The organism is Pararhizobium antarcticum (assembly GCF_001885585.1).
Lineage (GTDB): Bacteria > Pseudomonadota > Alphaproteobacteria > Rhizobiales > Rhizobiaceae > Pararhizobium > Pararhizobium antarcticum.
In genome coordinates, this window is the sequence record NZ_LSRP01000140.1 from 1 (window position 1) to 18,366 (window position 18,366).

Here is an 18,366-nt window from a genome sequence, read left to right on the forward strand (position 1 = left end):
TGCCATTCTCTGCCCAGACAATGGGCATGCAGCATGAATTTGTGCAGTGCACACATAAGAAACGGACAGGAAGGCGCGATCGGCAAACCGGCTCGGACACACCCAATCCGAACCCAGTGTCGCGCCGGCGGAGGAACAGGGGCATGACATCACACGCCGATGCCGCTGTTGCATCGCCCATGCCGGACGTCGTCGACCCGGCGGGCGGCGCGAACCTGACGCGCGTCCGCGCCCACAATGAGCGACTGGTCATGTCGCTGGTGCGCCGCCATGGCAGCCTGTCGAAAGCCGACATCGCCCGGCGTTCCGGCCTGTCGGCGCAAACGGTGACCGTGATCATGCGGGTCCTCGAAAAGGACGATCTCCTGACGCGCGGCGAGCCGGTGCGCGGCAAGGTCGGCCAGCCGTCAATCCCGATGCGGCTCAATCCGGATGCGGTTTATTCCTACGGCGTCAAGATCGGCCGGCGCAGCTGCGACCTGGTGCTGATGGATTTCGTCGGCACCATCCGGCTGCAGCTGCACCGGATCCATGCCTATCCGATGCCGGATGAAATCCTGACCTTCATCACCGAGGGCATGCCGAAGCTTGAACGGATGCTGACCGAAGAGCAGAGAGGGCGGATTGCCGGCGTCGGCATCGCCACGCCCTTCCAGCTGTGGAGCTGGGCTGGCGAAACCGGCGCACCTGTCGAAAAGATGGAGCGCTGGCGCGATTTCGATCTGCGCGAAGCGGTCGCCGCCCGCACCCATCATCCCGTCTTGATGCAGAACGATGCGACCAGCGCCTGCGGCGCGGAGCTGATCTTCGGCGTCGGCGCCAACTATCCGGACTTCATCTATTTCTACATCGGCTCCTTCATCGGCGGCGGTATCGTCCTGAATTCCTCGCTGTTTTCCGGACGGACAGGCACGGCCGGCGCCGTTGGCCCGCTGCAGGTCTCCGACAGGAACGGCAAGCCGCAGCAACTCCTGAAGATCGCCTCGATCTTCGTTCTGGAAAATCTTCTGCGCGACAAGGGCATCGATCCGAAACCGCTCTGGTATTCGGCCGACGAATGGATCGATTTCGGCGAACCGCTGGACAGCTGGATCCAGCTGACCGCCGAAGCCCTAGCCCAGGCCGTCGTCTCCTCCGCCTCGATCATCGATTTCAATGCGGCGGTCATCGATGGTGGCTTTCCCGCCTGGGTCCGCGAGCGCGTCGTCACGGCAACGCGCGAGGCGGTCGGCAGGCTGGATCTCGAAGGCGTGGTCATGCCCGACATCATCGAAGGCACGGTCGGCGCGCAGGCCCGTGCCATCGGCGCGGCCAGCCTGCCCTTGTTTGCCCGTTATCTCATCAACACGAACGTTCTCTTCAAGGAAACTGCCTGATGCTGAAAGGTTTGAACCCGCTCCTGAGCCCGGAACTGCTGGCGACGCTGCGGGCCATGGGCCATGGTGACGAGATCGCCCTGGTGGATGGCAACTATCCCGGTCTCGAGCATGGCCGGCGGCTGATCCGGATGGATGGCCATGCCCTGATCCCGGTGCTCGACGCCATTCTCAGCGTCATGCCGATCGATGATTTCGTGCCGGAGGCGATTTTTCGCGCGACCGTGAAACAGGACCGGGAGGCGCTGGATCCCGTGCACCGAGAGATCATCGCCTGCTGCGCCCGCCACGAACCCGACCGCGCCGTCGTGCCGCTTCTTGGTCCGGATTTTTATCCGCGTGTGCGGGCCGCCCATACGGTCGTTCAGACCAGCGAGCCGCGGCTCTACGGCAATGTCATCCTGCGCAAGGGCGTGATCTACCCCTGAACCGGCTATGCTCGAAAACACAAAAGCCCACCGGCTTGCACCGGTGGGCTTTTGTGCTCAAGGCGAAACGGATCAGGCGCGGCGGGCGTCGACCGAAAGCGCGCCAGGGCCGAAAGCGGCGAGCACGAGAAGGCCGCCGGCAATGGCCAGGTTCTTCATGAAGTGGATGTCATTGCCAGCAACCGAGAAGTCGCCATGGCCGATGACTGCCGAGCCGAGGCAGAAGGCGGCGACGACGTAGGCCGCCGGACGCGTGAAGAAGCCGGCGAGGATTGCCAGACCGCCGAGCAGTTCGATGGCGATGACAAGGGCGGTGGTCAGCGTCGGAACCGGCAGGCCGAGGCTGGTGAAATAACCCACCGTGCCGGCAAAGCCGGTCAGCTTGCCGTAGCCGGCAACGATGAAGATGATGGAGAGAAGGATGCGTCCGATGAGGACGACGAGGTTCTGCGGCATGGAGGATGGCTCCTGTTTGGGTTCACTCTGGAAAGAGCTTTATCAGCAATCTCAAAATCAACTAGCCAGCGCCGGGAAGACAGATTGTTCACAAATATCGAACGTGTCGCCACCGTCGTCAATCATGCCCACGCCTGTCGCCCTTGGCTTTTCTCCGCGGCTGTTCGCCGGCAGACGGCCGGCGGACGTTCTGATTTGCCGCCGTGAGCCGCATGCAAACGTCTTTTTTGTTGCAACGCCTTGAAGACTGCGAGAAGAATTTGCAGCGGCACGCGGGAAAACCTGCGGACCTCGACCGGGGCGGGCGAAAATCTCATGAGCGAAATCAACAAGAGTCCGGCCTTCTGGCGCTCCTTTCCGATTTTCGAGGATTTCGACAAGGAGACGATTGGCGCGCTGGCAGCGCTTGCGATCTATCGGAAATGGACGCCGGGCACCGTGATCTTCCAGCGCGGCGACGAAGGCAATTACATGATTGCCGTCGTGTCCGGCCGCATCAAGCTGTCGCTGATCACGCCGCAGGGCCGCGAACTGCTGTTGCGCCACATCGAGGCCGGCGCGCTGTTCGGCGAAATGGCCATCCTCGACGACCAGCCGCGATCGGCCGATGCAACGGCGATCACGGTGACCGAAGGTTATGTGATCAGCAAGAAGGCTTTCCTCGACTTCATCACCCATACGCCGGACGCTGCTGGATCGATCATCCGCTATCTCTGCACGCAGTTGCGCGACACCACCGACAAGCTGGAAACCATCGCGCTTTACGACCTGAATGCCCGCGTTGCGCGCTTTTTCCTGACGACACTGAAACAGATCCACGGCACCGACCTGCCGGAAAGCGCCAATCTGCGGCTGACGCTCAGCCAGTCGGACATTGCCGGCATCCTCGGTGCCAGCCGGCCGAAGGTCAACCGCGCCATTCTCGCGCTCGAGGAAGCCTCTGCGATCAAGCGGGCCGACGGTGTGATCAGCTGCCATATCGGCCGGCTGCAGAAACTGGCGGATCCGGAAGAGGACTAGCGGTGTGAAAACCCTCCGGCTGCCCCGCGTCCGGCCCCTCCCCGCAGGCATCCTGGCAAGCCTCGCCTGTGCCATGCTGCTCTATGCCTATGCGGAGGCCATTTTCGAGACCCAGAGGGAACAGTTTTTCGACGCCCTGACCCAATGGGTGCCGGCGCCGCAATCGCCTGAGATCATCGTCGTTGATATCGACCGCAAATCCTTTCTCGCGGCGCCGGACCGGAGCTGGGACCGCGCCCGGACCGGCGACCTGGTTTCGCGGCTGACAGATGCCGGTGCCAGGGTGATTGCCGTCGACTTCATCTTCAGTACGGCCTGCGATGCGGCGGAAGCCTCGAACGCGGCCCTGGAAAAAGCCATCAGCGGCGCGCCCGTGGTGCTCGGTTTCCTGATTGCCGATACTGCGGCGGAGCGTCCTGTGCCGGTGCCTCCGCTGGCCCTGCGCAAGCCGGTCGCCATCCCGGACCTCTGGTTCATCGACGGCGCCGAGACATCCTGCGCCTTTCTGATGAAGGCATCCCGTTCGGCGGCGGCCGCCTTCCTCGTCGGCGACGAGGACAGCCGGATCCGCCGGGTGCAGGCCTTTTCAATCATCGGCAACGACGCCTATCCCGCGCTCGGGGTCGAGGCTGCCCGGCTTGCCGACGCCGTGCGGACACCGATCCTTGGCGGTGAGCCGGCCTGGCTGCGGCTCGACGGGCAGATCATCGAACTGGACGAGGATGGCAGCCTGCGCTTTGCAGCAAGCCCCGCCGATGCCATCGAAAAACGCACGCTTTCGGCCGGCGATGTGTTGAGTGGCGCCGTCGATGCGGCGCGTTTTGCCGACAAGCTCGTCTTCATCGGCAGCAGCCTGCCCAATCTCGGGGGGCTGCGGGCAACCGCGTCGATGCCGCTCGAACCGTCTGTGCAGATCCATGCCGATATCGCCAATGCCATCCTGACCGATTTCATCCCGCGCCGGGACGCGCGGCTGCCCTTGTTCGAAGCCATGTTCATGCTGCTTGGCGGCGTCCTGACCGCACTCGTCGCAACCCGGCTGCGGCCGGTGACGTCAGCGGCGCTCGGCGTGCTGGCGATCGGGTTGACCACGGCCACGGCAGCGGGCGTCTATGCCACCACCGCCTGGCTGCTCGATGCCGTCAGCATCAGCGTCATGCTGCTGGTCGTGCTGGTCGCCACCAGCACGCTGCAGTTTGCCCGGGTGAAACGGGCCGAAACGGCGGCGCGCAGCAAGTTTTCTCAATATCTGCCGCAATCGGTGGTGGCGCGCTATATCGACGACCCTGACGCCGACCACGCAACCGGCGAAGAGCGGCCGGTGACGGCATTGTTTACCGACATCGAGAGCTTCTCAACCCTGTCGCAACGGCTGTCGCCGCGAGAGCTCGTGACCCTGCTCGACATCTACTACGAGGAGGTCAACGGCCTCGTTGCCAGCCATGGCGGCATGGTGGACAAGGTGGTGGGCGATGCCGTGCACGCCTTCTTCAACGCGCCGGAAGACCTCCACGACCATGTCAACAAGGCGATCGACTGCGCCCGGGCAATGCGCAGCCTGACGGAGGAAATGCGAACACGGCCGCTGTTTGCAAAGAACGATTTCGGCCGCACGCGGATCGGCATCGAGACCGGCATGGCTGTGCTCGGCGAGGTCGGAGCCGGCGGCAAGCTCGACTATACCGCCCATGGCGACGCCATCAATCTGGCCGCCCGGCTCCAGGAGGCCAACAAGTTTCTGGGAACGTCGATCTGCATCGGCCCGGAAGCAGCCATCCAGAGCGGCCGGTCGCTGCGCTCGCTGGATATGCAGGAGATCCGCGGCTTCGGCACGATGGAACTGTTCACCGTCGATAGCTAGCTTGGCATGCCCCTCGTTTGCCCTGTCTTCGTCTCAAAATGACAAACGCCTTCCCCGCAAACGGGAAAAGGGACAAGCGGCAAATTCGGTAATCCCCGTTCCCCGCTCGCGGGGAGAGGGTGAGAGCCGGACGGGTTTGATCGACTAGGGCCGGATACCGACGCTAGCATAGGCTTCGGCGATGCGGGCGGCCCCCCAGACGACCGGATCCTTTGGCGCATCGCCCGGATTGGCAATGTCGACACCCTGCCCGGCTGCGACCATTTTGGTCACCCCGCCGCCATCGACCGAGACCAGGCCGTGCTCGACGAACACGGCGAAGACGCCGCGATTGTGACCGCAGAAGAATTTCGTGCCGCGCACGCCGATCATGCCGAAGGTGGTTCTGAGCGCCAGATCGATCTTCGGCAGTCCTTCCGGCCGATCGAAGACCATCTGCCCCATGCCGAGTTCCAGCGTTCCGCCCTGTCCGGCAATGAAGCTGTCGACCAGAAGTTCGGTTTCGCTGCCGAGAAGGATGCGGGTATCGCCGCCGAGTTGCAGGTCTGCGAAGCTCTCGGCCCCGGTCAGGACCGTGTCGTTGTCCAGGATCGAACCGCCGGCCGCCAGGCCCTCCTGCAATTCGGCCTGCTTGCGATCGACCTTGCCACGAATGTCGTTGGCCTTGCCGATCACCGTATTGGCCCGCGTCGAGACGCCCGCAAGGGCGACCGCCGCAAAGCTGCATCCCGCCATGAACAGTCGGCGGCCGATCAGTCCGCGCCGTGCCGGCATCGTTTCGAGAACCATGTCCTTACTCCTTTTGAACACCCGGCGACCGGCCAGAAAGGCCACCCGTCTGCGCAATCCCGTTTTGCCTTGAAACACTCTCTATCACTGTTTCCGACGGAACAGGCGGTTGCGAAGACGAAACGTATGGTCGGGACAAATTAAAGGAGAGCATCATGAGAAACGCAAGAAGCAAACGCATGCCCCTCATCAATGTGTCGATGATCAACGTGGCGCTGCTTGCCGCCATCAGCGCCCTGTCCGTCGCCGCCATCGCCCTGCCGTCCGCCAGCCACGCATCCGACCTGATGCCATCGGATCTCTGCGACCGGGAAGCCGGGAGCGAACACGACCTGCAGCGCAATATGGGTTTCAAGCCGGTCGCCACTGACGACATCAAGATCGGCATTGCCCTTTCGGCCTGCCGCGAGGCCTACAATCAGGGTGCCGGTCCGCGCCAGACCTTCCAGCTCGCCCGCGTGCTGCACAAGGCCGGCCAGAAGCTGCAGGCCATGACGCTGCTCGCCGAGGCCGCAGAGGCCGGCCATGCGCTGGCCATGGTCAATTATGCTGTCATGCTCGGCGAAAAAGGCGATACGACCAAGGAATTCGGCCTCTACCAGAAGGCCGCCGCGACCGGCAACATTCTTGCCGCCTACAATCTCGGCGTTGCGTATCGCGACGGCGTCGGAACCGCCGTCAACGGTGCGCTTGCAGCCCAATGGTTCGGCCGCGCCGCGGCGGCCCGCGACGCTGTCGCAAGCTTCAATCTCGCCGTTTTGTTCGACGAGGGAACACTGCTGCCGGAAGACAATGACAAGGCGGCCTGGCTTTACCAGATCGCTGCGGAGCGCGGCAATATCGATGCCATGATCAATCTCGGCCTGATGCTGGAAACCGGCGAAGGTGTGACCCGTGATCTCGCGGCGGCCCAGGATCTCTATGCCGCAGCCGCCCGCCGGGGCGATGCCTTCGGCCGCCAGAAACTTCAGGACCTGGCGCGGACAGAGAACGACACCACGCGGGCGCCGCCAACCGAAGAGGCGCTGCTCATCCTTCCCAAAGGTGGCCGCGTCAGATGAGACGCGGACCCCTTGTCGCTTGTATCAGCGGATCTCGCCCGCCTGCGGACCCCAGGTATCGGTCAGCGCAAACCCGTCGGCCAGCGGATCGAAGGGATCGAGCGAGACCTGATGCAGGCCAAACGTCCAGCCCCGGCCGGAAATCGTCGGGATGATCGCCGGGCGGCCTGCGACCGTGGTCACGCTTTCGAGGCAGGCCTCGAATTCCGAGCCGATGATCGAACGCGACGTGAAGACATCGCCGACCTTGGCGAGACCGCGCGCATGCAGGGTCGCCAGATTGGCCGAGCTTCCCGTGCCGCAGGGCGAACGGTCGACGCGGCCGGGCCACATGGTGGTGCAGGTGCGCACCGCGCCATCGGCCTCGGTGTCGCGGAACATGACATAGGCGACGCCGCGGATTTCGGGAATTTCCGGATGCACGACCGGGATCGTCTTGTTGACCAGGTCCTTCAGGAACATGCCGGCCTCGACGAGGCGCCGGGCATTGGCCTTTTCGATCGTCGTGCCCATCTGGGCGACGTCGACGAGTGCGTAGAACACCCCGCCATAGCAGATGTCGAGCTTGATGCGGCCCCAGTCCGGCGTGTCGATCTCGACGTCGAGGTCCTGCACGAAGGACGGCACCATGGTCAGCTTGACGCGCTCGCAACGGCCGTCGCGGCAGGTGGCAGTCGCCTTGACGAGACCGGCCGCGGTGTCGAGCATGACGATTGTTTCCGGCTCCTTCATCTCGACCATGCCGCTTTCGAGCAGGGCCGTCGTGACGCAGATCGAATTGGATCCGGACATCGCATGGGCCTGGTCGGCCTGCAGGATGATGAAGCCGAAATCGGCTTCCGGGCGCTTGGCCGGGACGAGCAGGTTGACCGAGCCGATCGAGGCCGCGCGCGGCTCCAGGCACAGAAAGCGGCGCAGGCTGTCATCCACCGTATTGATGTGGTTCAACTGCTCGGCAATCGTGTTTCCGGGGATTTTCGGCACGCCGCCGATGGCGACCTTGCCGATCTCGCCTTCGCAATGCACATCCAGCAATTGCATCGTCCGCTTCCATCTCATCCCGTCACTCCAGATCGAAACTGTTCACGGCATCCGCGCCTTTCCGTCATCTGATATACCAGAGGCCCGCCCTTGCCTAGGGTGCCGGCGGTTGCTGCGCCGCTTTGCGCTCCTGCCGTCATTGGCCCAGATATGTTGCTTGACGCAAGGTCATCCTGGCGACAGCGTGGTGCCTTTCCGAAGCAGCGTTTGCCGACGCATCCTTTCCCGCACCATCTTGCCCAACGGACCCTCATGACCAAGCTGATTATTTTCACCGACCTGCACATGGTGCCCGAGGGCACGACAATTATCGGGCTCGACCCCTACGAGCGGCTGGCGGCCGGCATCGCCCATGTCAATACGCACCATGCCGACGCGACCTGCGTGATCTTCACCGGCGACCTGACCCACCGGGGTGACCGGCCATCCTATGAGCGGCTGAAGGGCCTGCTCGACACGCTGACCCCGCCCAGGGCCATCACCATCGGCAATCATGACCGCCGCGAGGTCTTTCGCGACGTCTTCGCCGATTGTCCGACCGATGAAAACGGCTTTGTCCAGCAGGTGATCGATCTTGCGGATTGCCGGCTGCTCGTTCTCGACACGCTGCTTGCGCCGCCCTACGACTATCCCACCAGCCATGCCGGCCTGCTCTGCGAAGCGCGCATGGACTGGCTCGACCGGCAACTGGCCAGCGCCGGCGACAGGCCGGTGATGCTGTTCATGCACCATCCGCCGCATGCGACCGGCTTTACCGGCATGGACATGATCCGTCTGGTCAACGAGGCGGCATTCTACGATCTGGTCAAGCGCCACGGCAATGTGCTGCATATCTTTGCCGGCCATGTGCACCGGACGATCTCCGGCTCGAGCCGCGGCATTCCCTTCTCGGTGTTCAAGAGCCCCGTGCACCAGCAGCCCATGCCCTTCGACGCCCCCGACCCCTCGCTGTCCGTCGACGAGCCCGCCGCCTACGGCATTGCCGTGATGACGGATACGGGCGTGCTGGTGCATACGGAGGATTACGAGATTGCGGTGAGAGAGGCAGCGGTGGCTTAACCTTCCTCTTCTCCCCAGCGGGAGAAGAGCCGAGCGCAGGCGAGGCGATGAGGGGATTTTACCGCAAACCTCAGAGCCCGCCCCCTCATCCGGCGCTTTGCGCCACCTTCTCCCGCTTCGGAGAAGAGGGAGCCAAGGCATTTCACCCTCCCCTGTCTCATGCTACCCTTCCCCCATGACCCTTGCCGTTCCCACCGAAGACTTCGATTGCCAGACCTGCGGCGCCTGCTGCAGCTATTCTGAGGACTGGCCGCGTTTTTCGCTGGAAACGGACGAGGAACTGGACCAGATCCCGGCGGAATACGTTTCTGCCGATCTCGGCGGCATGCGTTGTCCGGACAATCGTTGCTCGGCATTGTCAGGCACGCTCGGCGTCCATGTCGGCTGCAAGATTTACGCGGTCCGACCGATCGTCTGCCGCACCTGCATGCCCGGCGACGACGAGTGCCTGATGGCGCGGCAGAAACTGTCACAGACTGTTCTGCTCTGACTTTTCATCGTCCGGACATATTTCTGATGTGCCGGATATTTGACTATCAATGCCATCATAAACCGTGAATACGCCTGTCATCGGATCAAAATACCGGATGGAGATTCGGAGACGTCAAGGCTAATTTCTGCCCATTCCTGTCCGGGCCATTTCGGGTGCGCCGGCACGCTTATAAAGGGACGAATGCGATGAGCCAGCCACATCAGAAACAGACTGCCGAATCGACGTCCCTCCCTGCGCCCTTTGCCGATTTTGCGCCGCCGATAGCCGCACCGACCGCGCTTCGTCGCGCGATCACCGATGCCTATCGCCGGCCGGAGACGGACTGCCTGCCGCCGCTGCTCGAAGCTGCCACCCTGCCGGAAACGACCCGCACAAAAGCCAAGGCGACCGCCCGCAAGCTCATCCTTGCGCTGCGCGCCAAGCATAAGGGATCCGGCGTCGAGGGCCTCGTGCATGAATATTCGCTGTCAAGCCAGGAAGGCGTGGCGCTGATGTGCCTGGCCGAAGCACTGCTGCGCATTCCTGATACCGCCACCCGCGATGCGCTGATCCGCGACAAGATCGCCGATGGCGACTGGCGCTCGCATATCGGCGGTGGCCGCTCGCTGTTCGTCAATGCCGCGACCTGGGGCCTCGTCGTCACCGGCAAGCTGACGGCGACCGTCAATGATCGCAGCCTGTCGGCAGCCCTCACCCGGCTGATCGCGCGGGCCGGCGAGCCTGTCATCCGCCGCGGTGTCGACATGGCCATGCGCATGATGGGCGAGCAGTTCGTCACCGGCGAAACCATCGACGAGGCGCTGAAGCGCTCCCGCGCCTTGGAGGCCAGGGGCTTTCGCTATTCCTACGACATGCTCGGCGAGGCCGCGACCACGGCTTCCGACGCGACGCGCTATTTTGCCGATTATGAAAACGCCATCCATGCGATCGGCAAGGCCTCGGCCGGCCGTGGCATCTATGACGGGCCGGGCATCTCGATCAAGCTCTCGGCGCTGCACCCGCGTTATGTCCGGGCCCAGGCGGCCCGGGTGATGACCGAATTGCTGCCGAGAGTGAAGGCGCTGGCGCTGATTGCCAAGGGCTATGACATCGGCCTCAACATCGATGCCGAGGAGGCCGACCGGCTGGAGCTGTCGCTCGATCTCTTGGAAGCGCTGCGCCTCGATCCGGATCTGTCCGGCTGGAACGGCATGGGCTTCGTCGTCCAGGCCTATGGCAAGCGCTGCCCCTTCGTGCTCGATTTCATCATCGATCTCGCCCGCCGCTCCGGTCACCGCATCATGGTGCGCCTCGTCAAGGGCGCCTATTGGGACGCCGAGATCAAGCGCGCCCAGATCGACGGCATGACCGGTTTTCCGGTCTACACCCGTAAGATCTACACCGACATTTCCTACATCGCCTGCGCTGCCAAGCTGCTCAAAGCCGCCGACGTGGTCTTTCCGCAATTTGCGACCCACAATGCACAATCGCTGGCGACCATTTATGAAATGGCAGGATCCGATTTCAAGGTCGGCGATTACGAGTTCCAGTGCCTGCACGGCATGGGCGAGCCGCTCTATGACGAGGTGGTCGGCAAGACCAATCTTGATCGCCCCTGCCGCATCTACGCGCCTGTCGGCACCCATGAGACGCTGCTTGCCTATCTCGTCCGCCGCCTGCTCGAAAACGGTGCGAACTCCTCCTTCGTCAACCGCATCGCCGATCCGGCGGTTTCCGTCGACGAACTGATCGCCGATCCCGTCGATGTTGTCAGCGCCATGCCTGTGCCGGGCGCCCAGCACGACCAGATCAAGCTGCCCGCCCATCTCTATGGCGGACGCAGCAATTCCGCGGGTCTCGACCTCTCCAACGAGGAGACGCTGTCGTCGCTGTCGGATGCGCTGAAGGAAAGCGCTGCGGCCGAATGGACGGCAGCGCCGCTTCTCGGCCTGTCGCCGGCTGAGGGCGAGACACGGACGGTGCTCAATCCCGGTGACCATCGCGACGTCGTTGGCTCGGTAACGGAAACCATGCCCGAGGATGCCAGCCGCGCCGTAAACGTCGCTGTGTCGGCCGGCGCCGCCTGGAGCGCCGTTTCGCCGGTCGAGCGGGCCGCCTGCCTGATGCGTGCCGCCGATATCATGCAGGACCGTATGCCGACACTGCTCGGCCTGATCGTCCGCGAAGCGGGAAAATCGCTGCCGAATGCGATTGCCGAAGTCCGCGAGGCGATCGACTTCCTGCGCTATTATGCCGAACAGGCAGCCCGCACGCTGGGTCCGGCCCATCAGGCACTGGGGCCGATCGTCTGCATCAGCCCGTGGAATTTTCCGCTCGCCATCTTCTCCGGCCAGATCGCCGCAGCTCTCGTTGCCGGCAATCCCGTGCTGGCAAAGCCTGCCGAGGAAACGCCGCTGATCGCGGCGGAAGGCGTGCGCATCCTGCATGCAGCGGGCATCCCGAAAGAAGCGCTGCAGCTGCTTCCCGGCGATGGTCGCATTGGTGCGGCTTTGGTTGCCTCGCCGGGCATTGCCGGCGTTATGTTTACCGGCTCGACCGAGGTGGCGCGGCTGATCCAGGCGCAACTGGCAGACCGGCTGTCTGCCGATGGCCGGCCGATCCCGCTGATCGCCGAAACCGGTGGCCAGAACGCGATGATCGTCGACTCGTCCGCGCTTGCCGAACAGGTCGTCGGCGACGTCATCGCATCCGCCTTCGACAGCGCCGGCCAGCGTTGCTCGGCGCTGCGCGTGCTCTGCCTGCAGGCGGATGTCGCCGATCGCGTGCTGTCGATGCTGAAGGGCGCGCTGGACGAACTCGATATCGGCCCGACCGACCGGCTCGCCGTCGATGTCGGCCCGGTCATATCCGCCGAAGCCAAGGGCATCATCGAGAAACACATTGCAACGATGCGTGGCATCGGCGCCAGGGTCGAGCAGATCGCCACCGGCAACGCCACATCGAACGGCACCTTCGTGCCACCGACGATCATTGAACTGAAACACCTGTCGGACCTGAAGCGCGAGGTTTTTGGCCCGGTGCTGCATGTGCTGCGCTATGAGCGCGACGATCTCGACCGGCTGATCGACGACATCAACGATACCGGCTATGGCCTGACCTTCGGCCTGCACACGCGGCTGGACGAAACCATCGCCCATGTCACCTCGCGGGTGAAGGCCGGCAATCTCTACGTCAACCGCAACATCATCGGCGCCGTCGTTGGCGTCCAGCCATTTGGCGGGCGCGGTCTCTCGGGAACAGGCCCAAAGGCCGGCGGGCCGCTCTATCTTGGTCGGCTGGTGACAACGCCGCCGATCCCGCCGCAGCACAGCTCCGTGCACACCGATCCGGTGCTGCTCGATTTCGCCAAATGGCTTGACGGCAAGGGCCTGAAGGCACAGGCGCAGGCCACGCGCGAGACCGGCAGCCAGTCGGCGCTGGGGCTGACCACGGAACTGGCCGGCCCGGTCGGCGAGCGCAATCTCTACGCGCTTCATCCGCGCGGCCGCATCCTGCTCGTCGCCGAGACAGAGGACGGGCTCTACCGGCAGCTTGCCGCTGTTCTCGCCACCGGCAACAGTGCCGTGATCGACACGACATCCGGCCTGACAGGCGCCCTCTCGACGCTTCCGGCGACCGTTGCCGCCCGCACCGCCTTTACGACCACGTGGAAGGCGGACGCCCCCTTTGCCGGCGCCCTGATCGAAGGCGGGCCGGAGCGGATCCGGGCGGCCAACCTAGAGATCGCCGACCTGCCCGGGCCGCTCGTCCTCGTTCAGGCGGCCTCGACGGAAGAACTGTCGCGCAATCCGGATGCCTACAGCCTGCAATGGCTTCTCGAGGAAGTCTCGACCAGCGTCAACACGGCGGCGGCCGGCGGCAATGCCAGCCTGATGTCGATCGGATAGCCAGGGAAACATGCGGCGTGCTCCCTTTTCTCCCCAGTAGGGAGAAGTGCCGAGCGTCGCGAGGCGATGAGGGGGTGGCAGATGTCGGATTTGCCGCCCCCCTCATCCGTCCCCTCGGGCCACCTTGTCCCGGCTGGGGAGAAGAGGAAAGAAAACGGATAGCCGCACAGTGCTTTCCTGTTCCCCGCTTCCCTGCGATAACGCAGCCATGTTCTTCCTCAAGACCACGGAAACCCTCACGCAGGATATCAAGAAGAGCCGCTTCCTGGCGATCTGCGGACCCGTGGCCAGTGAACAGGCGGCAAAGGACTTCATCGCTGCGCACTCCGACCCCTCCGCCACCCACAATTGCTGGGCCTGGCGGATCGGCCAAGCCTATCGTTTCAATGATGACGGCGAGCCGAGCGGCACGGCGGGCAAACCGATCCTGCAGGCGATCGACGGCCAGTCTCTGGACGGCACGGTGGCGCTGGTCATCCGCTGGTTCGGCGGCATCCTTCTTGGCAGCGGCGGGCTGATGCGCGCCTATGGCGGCACGGCGGCCGGCTGCCTGCGCGCCATGGACAAGACCGAGCTGATCGAAACCCTGCGCCTCACCATCACCTGCGACTTTGCCGATCTGGCTCTGGTGAAGGCACGCATCACCGGGCTGGGCGCCAGGATCGACAGCGAGACCTTCATCGACACCGGCGCCGTGCTGAGCGTCGATGTGCCCGCCGACATCAGCGAGACGACCGTGAAAACCGCGACCGACATCACGCGCGGCCGCGCCGTGATCGTGGCCGAAGACGACTAGGCGCTTTCTTCGCTGCACTTTTCAGGAGGGGCATGACGCGCGTCCGACGGGAATAACTGCGGCCGATTGCGCACTGTCATGCGCACTTTGTCCTTGGGAAGGGAGGTCCCATGGGCCGGAAGATTCGCGGATGGATCCTCGGGTCAAGGCCGAGCGTGACGGGAGTGGGGGGCTGGACAAAACCAACGACCCGACAGAGCCCGTCGTTCTACTGCAGCCTTGCCCCACGGCCTATTCCCCGCGCGCCTCCGGCATCCTCAGGCCCCACGCCGCCACCCTCGCGGCCGCCCTCGGCCGTCCTTTTCCCACTCGACCATCTCGGCCAGTCGGTCGTCCGCATCCCCACTCGGTCATCCTCCCCACGTGGTCATCCCCCCCACTTGGTCATCCTCGGGCCTGACCCGAGGATCCACGATCGCGCCTCCAGACGTCGCCAGCATCCGCTGTGCCTAGAATGGCCTCGTCCCGCCACCGGATGAGCGTTGCCGGCGAGGCGGGACCGGGTGGCCCGGGGGAATGGCGGAACGCCCGCCTGAAGCCGGGGGCTGGGTGAAAGGTGGTTCTCCTCCGGACATTGGGATGGTCCGGGCGTTCCGGACTTGCCCCACCTCATTGAAAGGCCGGGCGGGTAAGAGCTCGGGCCGAGGCATTGGAGGCTTTTGTTCCAAAGGCCAAAAGCGCAGAAGAACCTGAGAAGCGCGGCAAAAGACACCGAGCGGGGCACAGCGCGTGTCAATTTACCTACAAATCCCTGAGGCACGTGTCGTGCCCCGGCCGAACGCAGCCTTGATGCCCGGCCGAACCGAACTCGGAGCCCACGGCGAAATCCCGCGCGTGGACAGAAGGCGCTCAGACAATTGACTTTACCCCTTGCCCCTGTCGATAAAAGGCACAGATGAACGATGCATTGCGACGGTCCGATGGGGAGATGTCGCACGGGAGAGATCCATCATGAAAAACAGAACACTGGGACGCACCGGCGCCTCCATTTCAGAAATCGGCTTCGGCGCCTGGCAGATCGGCGGCTCCTGGGGCGATGTCAGCGAAGAGGACGGCAAGAAGGCATTAAATGCAGCACTGGATTCGGGCGTCACGTTCATCGACACGGCCGATGTCTATGGCGACGGCCGTTCGGAAAAGATCATCGCCGCGGTTCTCCGCGAGCGCGGCGGCGACAAGCCGTTCGTTGCCACCAAGGCCGGACGACGGCTGAACCCGCATGTGGCGGAGGGTTACACCGCTGAAAACATCGAAGGCTTCATCGACCGGAGCCTCACAAACCTCGGCGTCGAGACGCTCGATCTCGTGCAGTTGCATTGCCCGCCGACTGATGTCTTCTACCGGCCTGAGATGTTCGGAGCGCTCGACGCGCTCACGGTCAAAGGCAAGATCCGCAATTACGGCGTCTCGGTCTCGACGGTCGAGGAAGGCCTGAAGGCGATCGAATATCCCGGCGTCGCGACCATCCAGATCATCTACAACATCTTCCGCCAGCGTCCACACGACCTGTTCTTTGCCCAGGCGCAGAAGAAGAATGTCGGCGTCATCGTCCGCGTGCCGCTGGCGTCCGGCCTGCTGTCGGGCAAGATCACCACGCAGACCGCCTTTGCCGCCGACGATCACCGCCTGTTCAACCGCAATGGCGAATTCTTCGACGTCGGCGAGACCTTTGCCGGCGTGCCGTTCGAGGTTGCGCTTGAAGCCGTCGAGCAGTTGCGTCCGCTGGTGCCCAAGGGCGTCGCCATGGCGCCGTTTGCCTTGCGCTGGATTCTCGAGAGTCAGGCCGTCTCCGTCGTCATCCCCGGCGCCCGCAACGAGGCGCAGGCGCAATCCAACGCATCCGCCAGCAGCCTGCCGGCGATCCCTGCCGAAACCATGGCGGCCATCGCCGAGATCTACGACCGCCTGATCAAGGTCCACGTCCACCAGAAATGGTAGGATCTCGGATCCACGCTCTGAAGCCTGCAAGCCACGCCAGCCCCTGCCTTTAAGGAAGCCGCATGAAACCGCCGATCTTCCGCAATGAGTTAATCGCAGGAAACACATTCCTCAATGAAGGGGCGGCAGCGCTCAAGGGGCGGGTTTTTGGCAAGACGGGAACCGGCAATGTGCTGTCGATCGGCAAGGGCACGAAATTCAGCGGGACGGTCGAGTTCCAGGGCAACAACAACAAGGTTCTGATCGGCGACACCTGCCACTTCCGCGGCGAGATTATCGTCAAGGGTGAAGGCCAGACTGTGACCTTCGGTGATCAGTCGACGACGGTCGATGTCTACCTGCTGTGCCAGGAGAACTGTGACGTGCATATCGGTAAATGGTGCATGTTTTCGCGCGAAATAGAAATCCGCACGACGGATGCCCATTCCGTCATCGACCGCGTGACGCGCAAGCGGATCAACCCGGCGCAATCCATCCGGATCGGCGACCATGTCTGGGTCGGGGTGGGCGCGATCATCAACAAGGGGGCGGTGGTGCCATCCGATTGCATCGTCGGGGCAATGGCCTTCGTCAATGGTCAGTTCGACGAGGAAGGAACCATCCTTGCCGGCACACCCGCGAGGGTCGTCAAACGCGGCATCACCTGGAACAGGTCACGCCGCGATCAGTTTTCAAGGGCACAGATGAACCAGTGGAAAGACTGAAGCCGATGCTTCAGGTCCCGGGTCGTTCAGCCGCCCGAAGCTTTCAAGGGCCACCGCTTTGCCTTGGGAGGCGCTTTTGGCTTCAACGGTAGTTTCGGTTTGCGCGGCGGATCGAGGACGTCGAGAAGCTGGCGTATCGTATCGATCTTCTCCTTCGAGGCACCGGCAAGCAGCGGCCTCAGCAACGCGCGGCTTGATCCCGCAGGAACGGCCGGCGTCACGCCGCTCGCCTTGCCCGCGACCGCTCTGTTTTCCTTCATCCATTGCAGAAGTGCCAGCGCCTCCTCGAACGAAATCTCCTTGCGCAGGATGGGATCGAAATATTTCGGATAAAGCAGGTAGGCAGCTGCGAAAATCTCCTCGACCGACCGACGGGCGGTCCGTCGTTCACAAAGCTGCCGGTCGTCGGTCGCTCCCCACCCTGCATAAAAGGGCATGCCCAGGCAGGTAACCTTGATGCCCCTGATCAGCGCCTCGAAACCGGATAGCGAGGTGATTGTGTAGACATGGTCCACGGTCTTGAAGGCGTCTGCCAGCGTGATATCCTGATCGAGCACAAGCGCAAAGCTGCGGACGAGGTCGGGATTGGACTGCGGCGGATCCTTGCGTGTGCCGTGCAGGACTTCCGGGTGCGGCTTGTAGATGATCTGCGCATCGGGATTTTCGCGTGCGGCGATCCTGACCAGATCATTGTTGTCGATCTTGAGATTGCACCCCTTGATAATCGACATATCGCCTTCGACCTGCCCGACCACCAGCACCCTGCGCCGGGTTTTCGGGCCATAGATCGTTTCGACATCCACATCCTCGGATGTGTTGTATTTGCTGAGGCGCGTGCTGAGCAGAAGGTCGATCCCGCGCCGCGCACGGTTCACAAGCTCCGGATCGCCGGCGAAATCACGGGTGTCGATGATTTCTTCCAGGTCGCTCCGGCCCGTCGGGTCGAAATAGAGGACCGACGAATCAAAACACAAAGAGAGCGGCGGTGCCTTGGTCGCGCCGAGCGCAACAGAGCGAATGAAGCCGTCCTCGATGCGGATCAAAGGGACGTTGAAGCGCTTGCAGAAGGTCTCGACGTAATCCGGATGTTTGTATCCCCAGACATACATCTTGCTCTGCCTGTCCGCCAGCACCCAGGGCACGATCGACAGGTAGAATTCAAATCGGGTGAAAGACTTGTCGCGCCGGTGAATGGCTTCGTTGGGCAGCCAATCCTGGATGAAGTCCTTCCAGGGGCTGAGACCGAGCACAAACGCCGTCGGCTTGCCTGTGCTGCTCCAACGCCGAAACGGAATGCGACCGTATCGATACATCGCCTTGAATATCTGCAACGGACTGTTTGGCTTCATGTCATTTCCCTGTCTGCAGCAATTTCATTCGCTTAAGCTCGAGCACAGTCCCCGAGAGGTTGCCGACCCGATCCGGACGGTTTCGCTGAGCGACGGCGGCCATCTCGG

15 protein-coding genes are annotated in these 18,366 nt (G+C 63.3%); 11 read left to right on the forward strand and 4 right to left on the reverse strand.

What is annotated here, in order from left to right:
* Nucleotides 1–143: 143 nt before the first annotated feature.
* Nucleotides 144–1,376, forward strand: coding sequence for an ROK family transcriptional regulator (locus tag AX760_RS23880; RefSeq protein ID WP_071835514.1), 1,233 nt, complete (start codon nucleotides 144–146; stop codon nucleotides 1,374–1,376).
* A complete protein-coding gene (locus AX760_RS23885; RefSeq protein WP_071835515.1) occupies nucleotides 1,376–1,804 on the forward strand; it encodes an RbsD/FucU family protein in 429 nt (142 codons plus the stop codon). Before AX760_RS23880 ends, AX760_RS23885 begins: the two co-directional genes overlap by 1 nt.
* Before the next feature lie 72 nt (nucleotides 1,805–1,876).
* On the opposite strand, the gene AX760_RS23890 is transcribed toward AX760_RS23885, so the two are convergent.
* On the reverse strand, nucleotides 1,877–2,260 hold the full coding sequence (locus AX760_RS23890; protein WP_071835516.1) for a DoxX family protein: 384 nt from the start codon (nucleotides 2,258–2,260) through the stop codon (nucleotides 1,877–1,879).
* Nucleotides 2,261–2,575: 315 nt separating this feature from the next.
* Between AX760_RS23890 and AX760_RS23895 the strand changes: the two genes are divergently transcribed.
* Both AX760_RS23895 and AX760_RS23900 read left to right on the forward strand, forming a co-directional pair.
* A complete protein-coding gene (locus AX760_RS23895; RefSeq protein ID WP_071835517.1) occupies nucleotides 2,576–3,280 on the forward strand; it encodes a Crp/Fnr family transcriptional regulator in 705 nt (234 codons plus the stop codon).
* A gap of 73 nt (nucleotides 3,281–3,353) precedes the next feature.
* Nucleotides 3,354–5,141 carry a CHASE2 domain-containing protein gene (locus AX760_RS23900; protein ID WP_071835651.1) on the forward strand — a complete coding sequence of 596 codons (1,788 nt, stop codon included), beginning with the start codon at nucleotides 3,354–3,356 and terminating at the stop codon, nucleotides 5,139–5,141.
* Nucleotides 5,142–5,285: 144 nt separating this feature from the next.
* Here AX760_RS23900 and AX760_RS23905 read toward each other — a convergent pair whose 3' ends face one another.
* Nucleotides 5,286–5,930: a FecR domain-containing protein gene (locus AX760_RS23905; RefSeq protein WP_083531324.1), complete on the reverse strand. Its 645-nt coding sequence runs from the start codon at nucleotides 5,928–5,930 to the stop codon at nucleotides 5,286–5,288.
* 155 nt (nucleotides 5,931–6,085) lie between these two features.
* Here AX760_RS23905 and AX760_RS28250 point away from each other — a divergent pair, with 155 nt between their 5' ends.
* Nucleotides 6,086–6,991, forward strand: coding sequence for a tetratricopeptide repeat protein (locus AX760_RS28250; RefSeq protein WP_139276028.1), 906 nt, complete (start codon nucleotides 6,086–6,088; stop codon nucleotides 6,989–6,991).
* A 24-nt stretch (nucleotides 6,992–7,015) separates the two neighbouring features.
* Here the strand turns inward: AX760_RS28250 and AX760_RS23915 are convergent, their stop codons facing one another.
* Entirely contained in the window at nucleotides 7,016–8,050 is a 1,035-nt protein-coding gene (locus AX760_RS23915; protein ID WP_071835519.1) for a proline racemase family protein, read from the reverse strand.
* A gap of 234 nt (nucleotides 8,051–8,284) precedes the next feature.
* On the opposite strand from AX760_RS23915, the gene spdA reads away from it, so the two are divergent.
* From spdA to AX760_RS23945, 6 genes are all read left to right on the forward strand, one after another.
* Nucleotides 8,285–9,091 carry a 2', 3'cyclic nucleotide phosphodiesterase SpdA gene (gene spdA / locus AX760_RS23920; protein ID WP_071835653.1) on the forward strand — a complete coding sequence of 269 codons (807 nt, stop codon included), beginning with the start codon at nucleotides 8,285–8,287 and terminating at the stop codon, nucleotides 9,089–9,091.
* A 175-nt stretch (nucleotides 9,092–9,266) separates the two neighbouring features.
* Entirely contained in the window at nucleotides 9,267–9,581 is a 315-nt protein-coding gene (locus AX760_RS23925; protein ID WP_071835520.1) for a YkgJ family cysteine cluster protein, read from the forward strand.
* Between the two features lie 188 nt (nucleotides 9,582–9,769).
* Nucleotides 9,770–13,471, forward strand: a complete 3,702-nt coding sequence (gene putA / locus AX760_RS23930) for a trifunctional transcriptional regulator/proline dehydrogenase/L-glutamate gamma-semialdehyde dehydrogenase (protein ID WP_071835521.1) — start codon at nucleotides 9,770–9,772, stop codon at nucleotides 13,469–13,471.
* A 208-nt stretch (nucleotides 13,472–13,679) separates the two neighbouring features.
* Nucleotides 13,680–14,267 (forward strand): IMPACT family protein, encoded by a 588-nt coding sequence (locus tag AX760_RS23935; RefSeq protein ID WP_071835522.1) that lies wholly within the window; start codon nucleotides 13,680–13,682, stop codon nucleotides 14,265–14,267.
* Nucleotides 14,268–15,218: 951 nt separating this feature from the next.
* On the forward strand, nucleotides 15,219–16,205 hold the full coding sequence (locus AX760_RS23940) for an aldo/keto reductase (protein WP_071835523.1): 987 nt from the start codon (nucleotides 15,219–15,221) through the stop codon (nucleotides 16,203–16,205).
* A gap of 62 nt (nucleotides 16,206–16,267) precedes the next feature.
* A complete protein-coding gene (locus AX760_RS23945) occupies nucleotides 16,268–16,909 on the forward strand; it encodes an acyltransferase (RefSeq protein ID WP_071835524.1) in 642 nt (213 codons plus the stop codon).
* Nucleotides 16,910–16,935: 26 nt separating this feature from the next.
* On the opposite strand, the gene AX760_RS23950 is transcribed toward AX760_RS23945, so the two are convergent.
* The gene (locus AX760_RS23950) at nucleotides 16,936–18,258 is read right to left on the reverse strand and encodes a capsular polysaccharide export protein, LipB/KpsS family (RefSeq protein WP_071835525.1); all 1,323 of its coding nucleotides are present in this window, start codon (nucleotides 18,256–18,258) and stop codon (nucleotides 16,936–16,938) included.
* Nucleotides 18,259–18,366 lie beyond the last annotated feature (108 nt).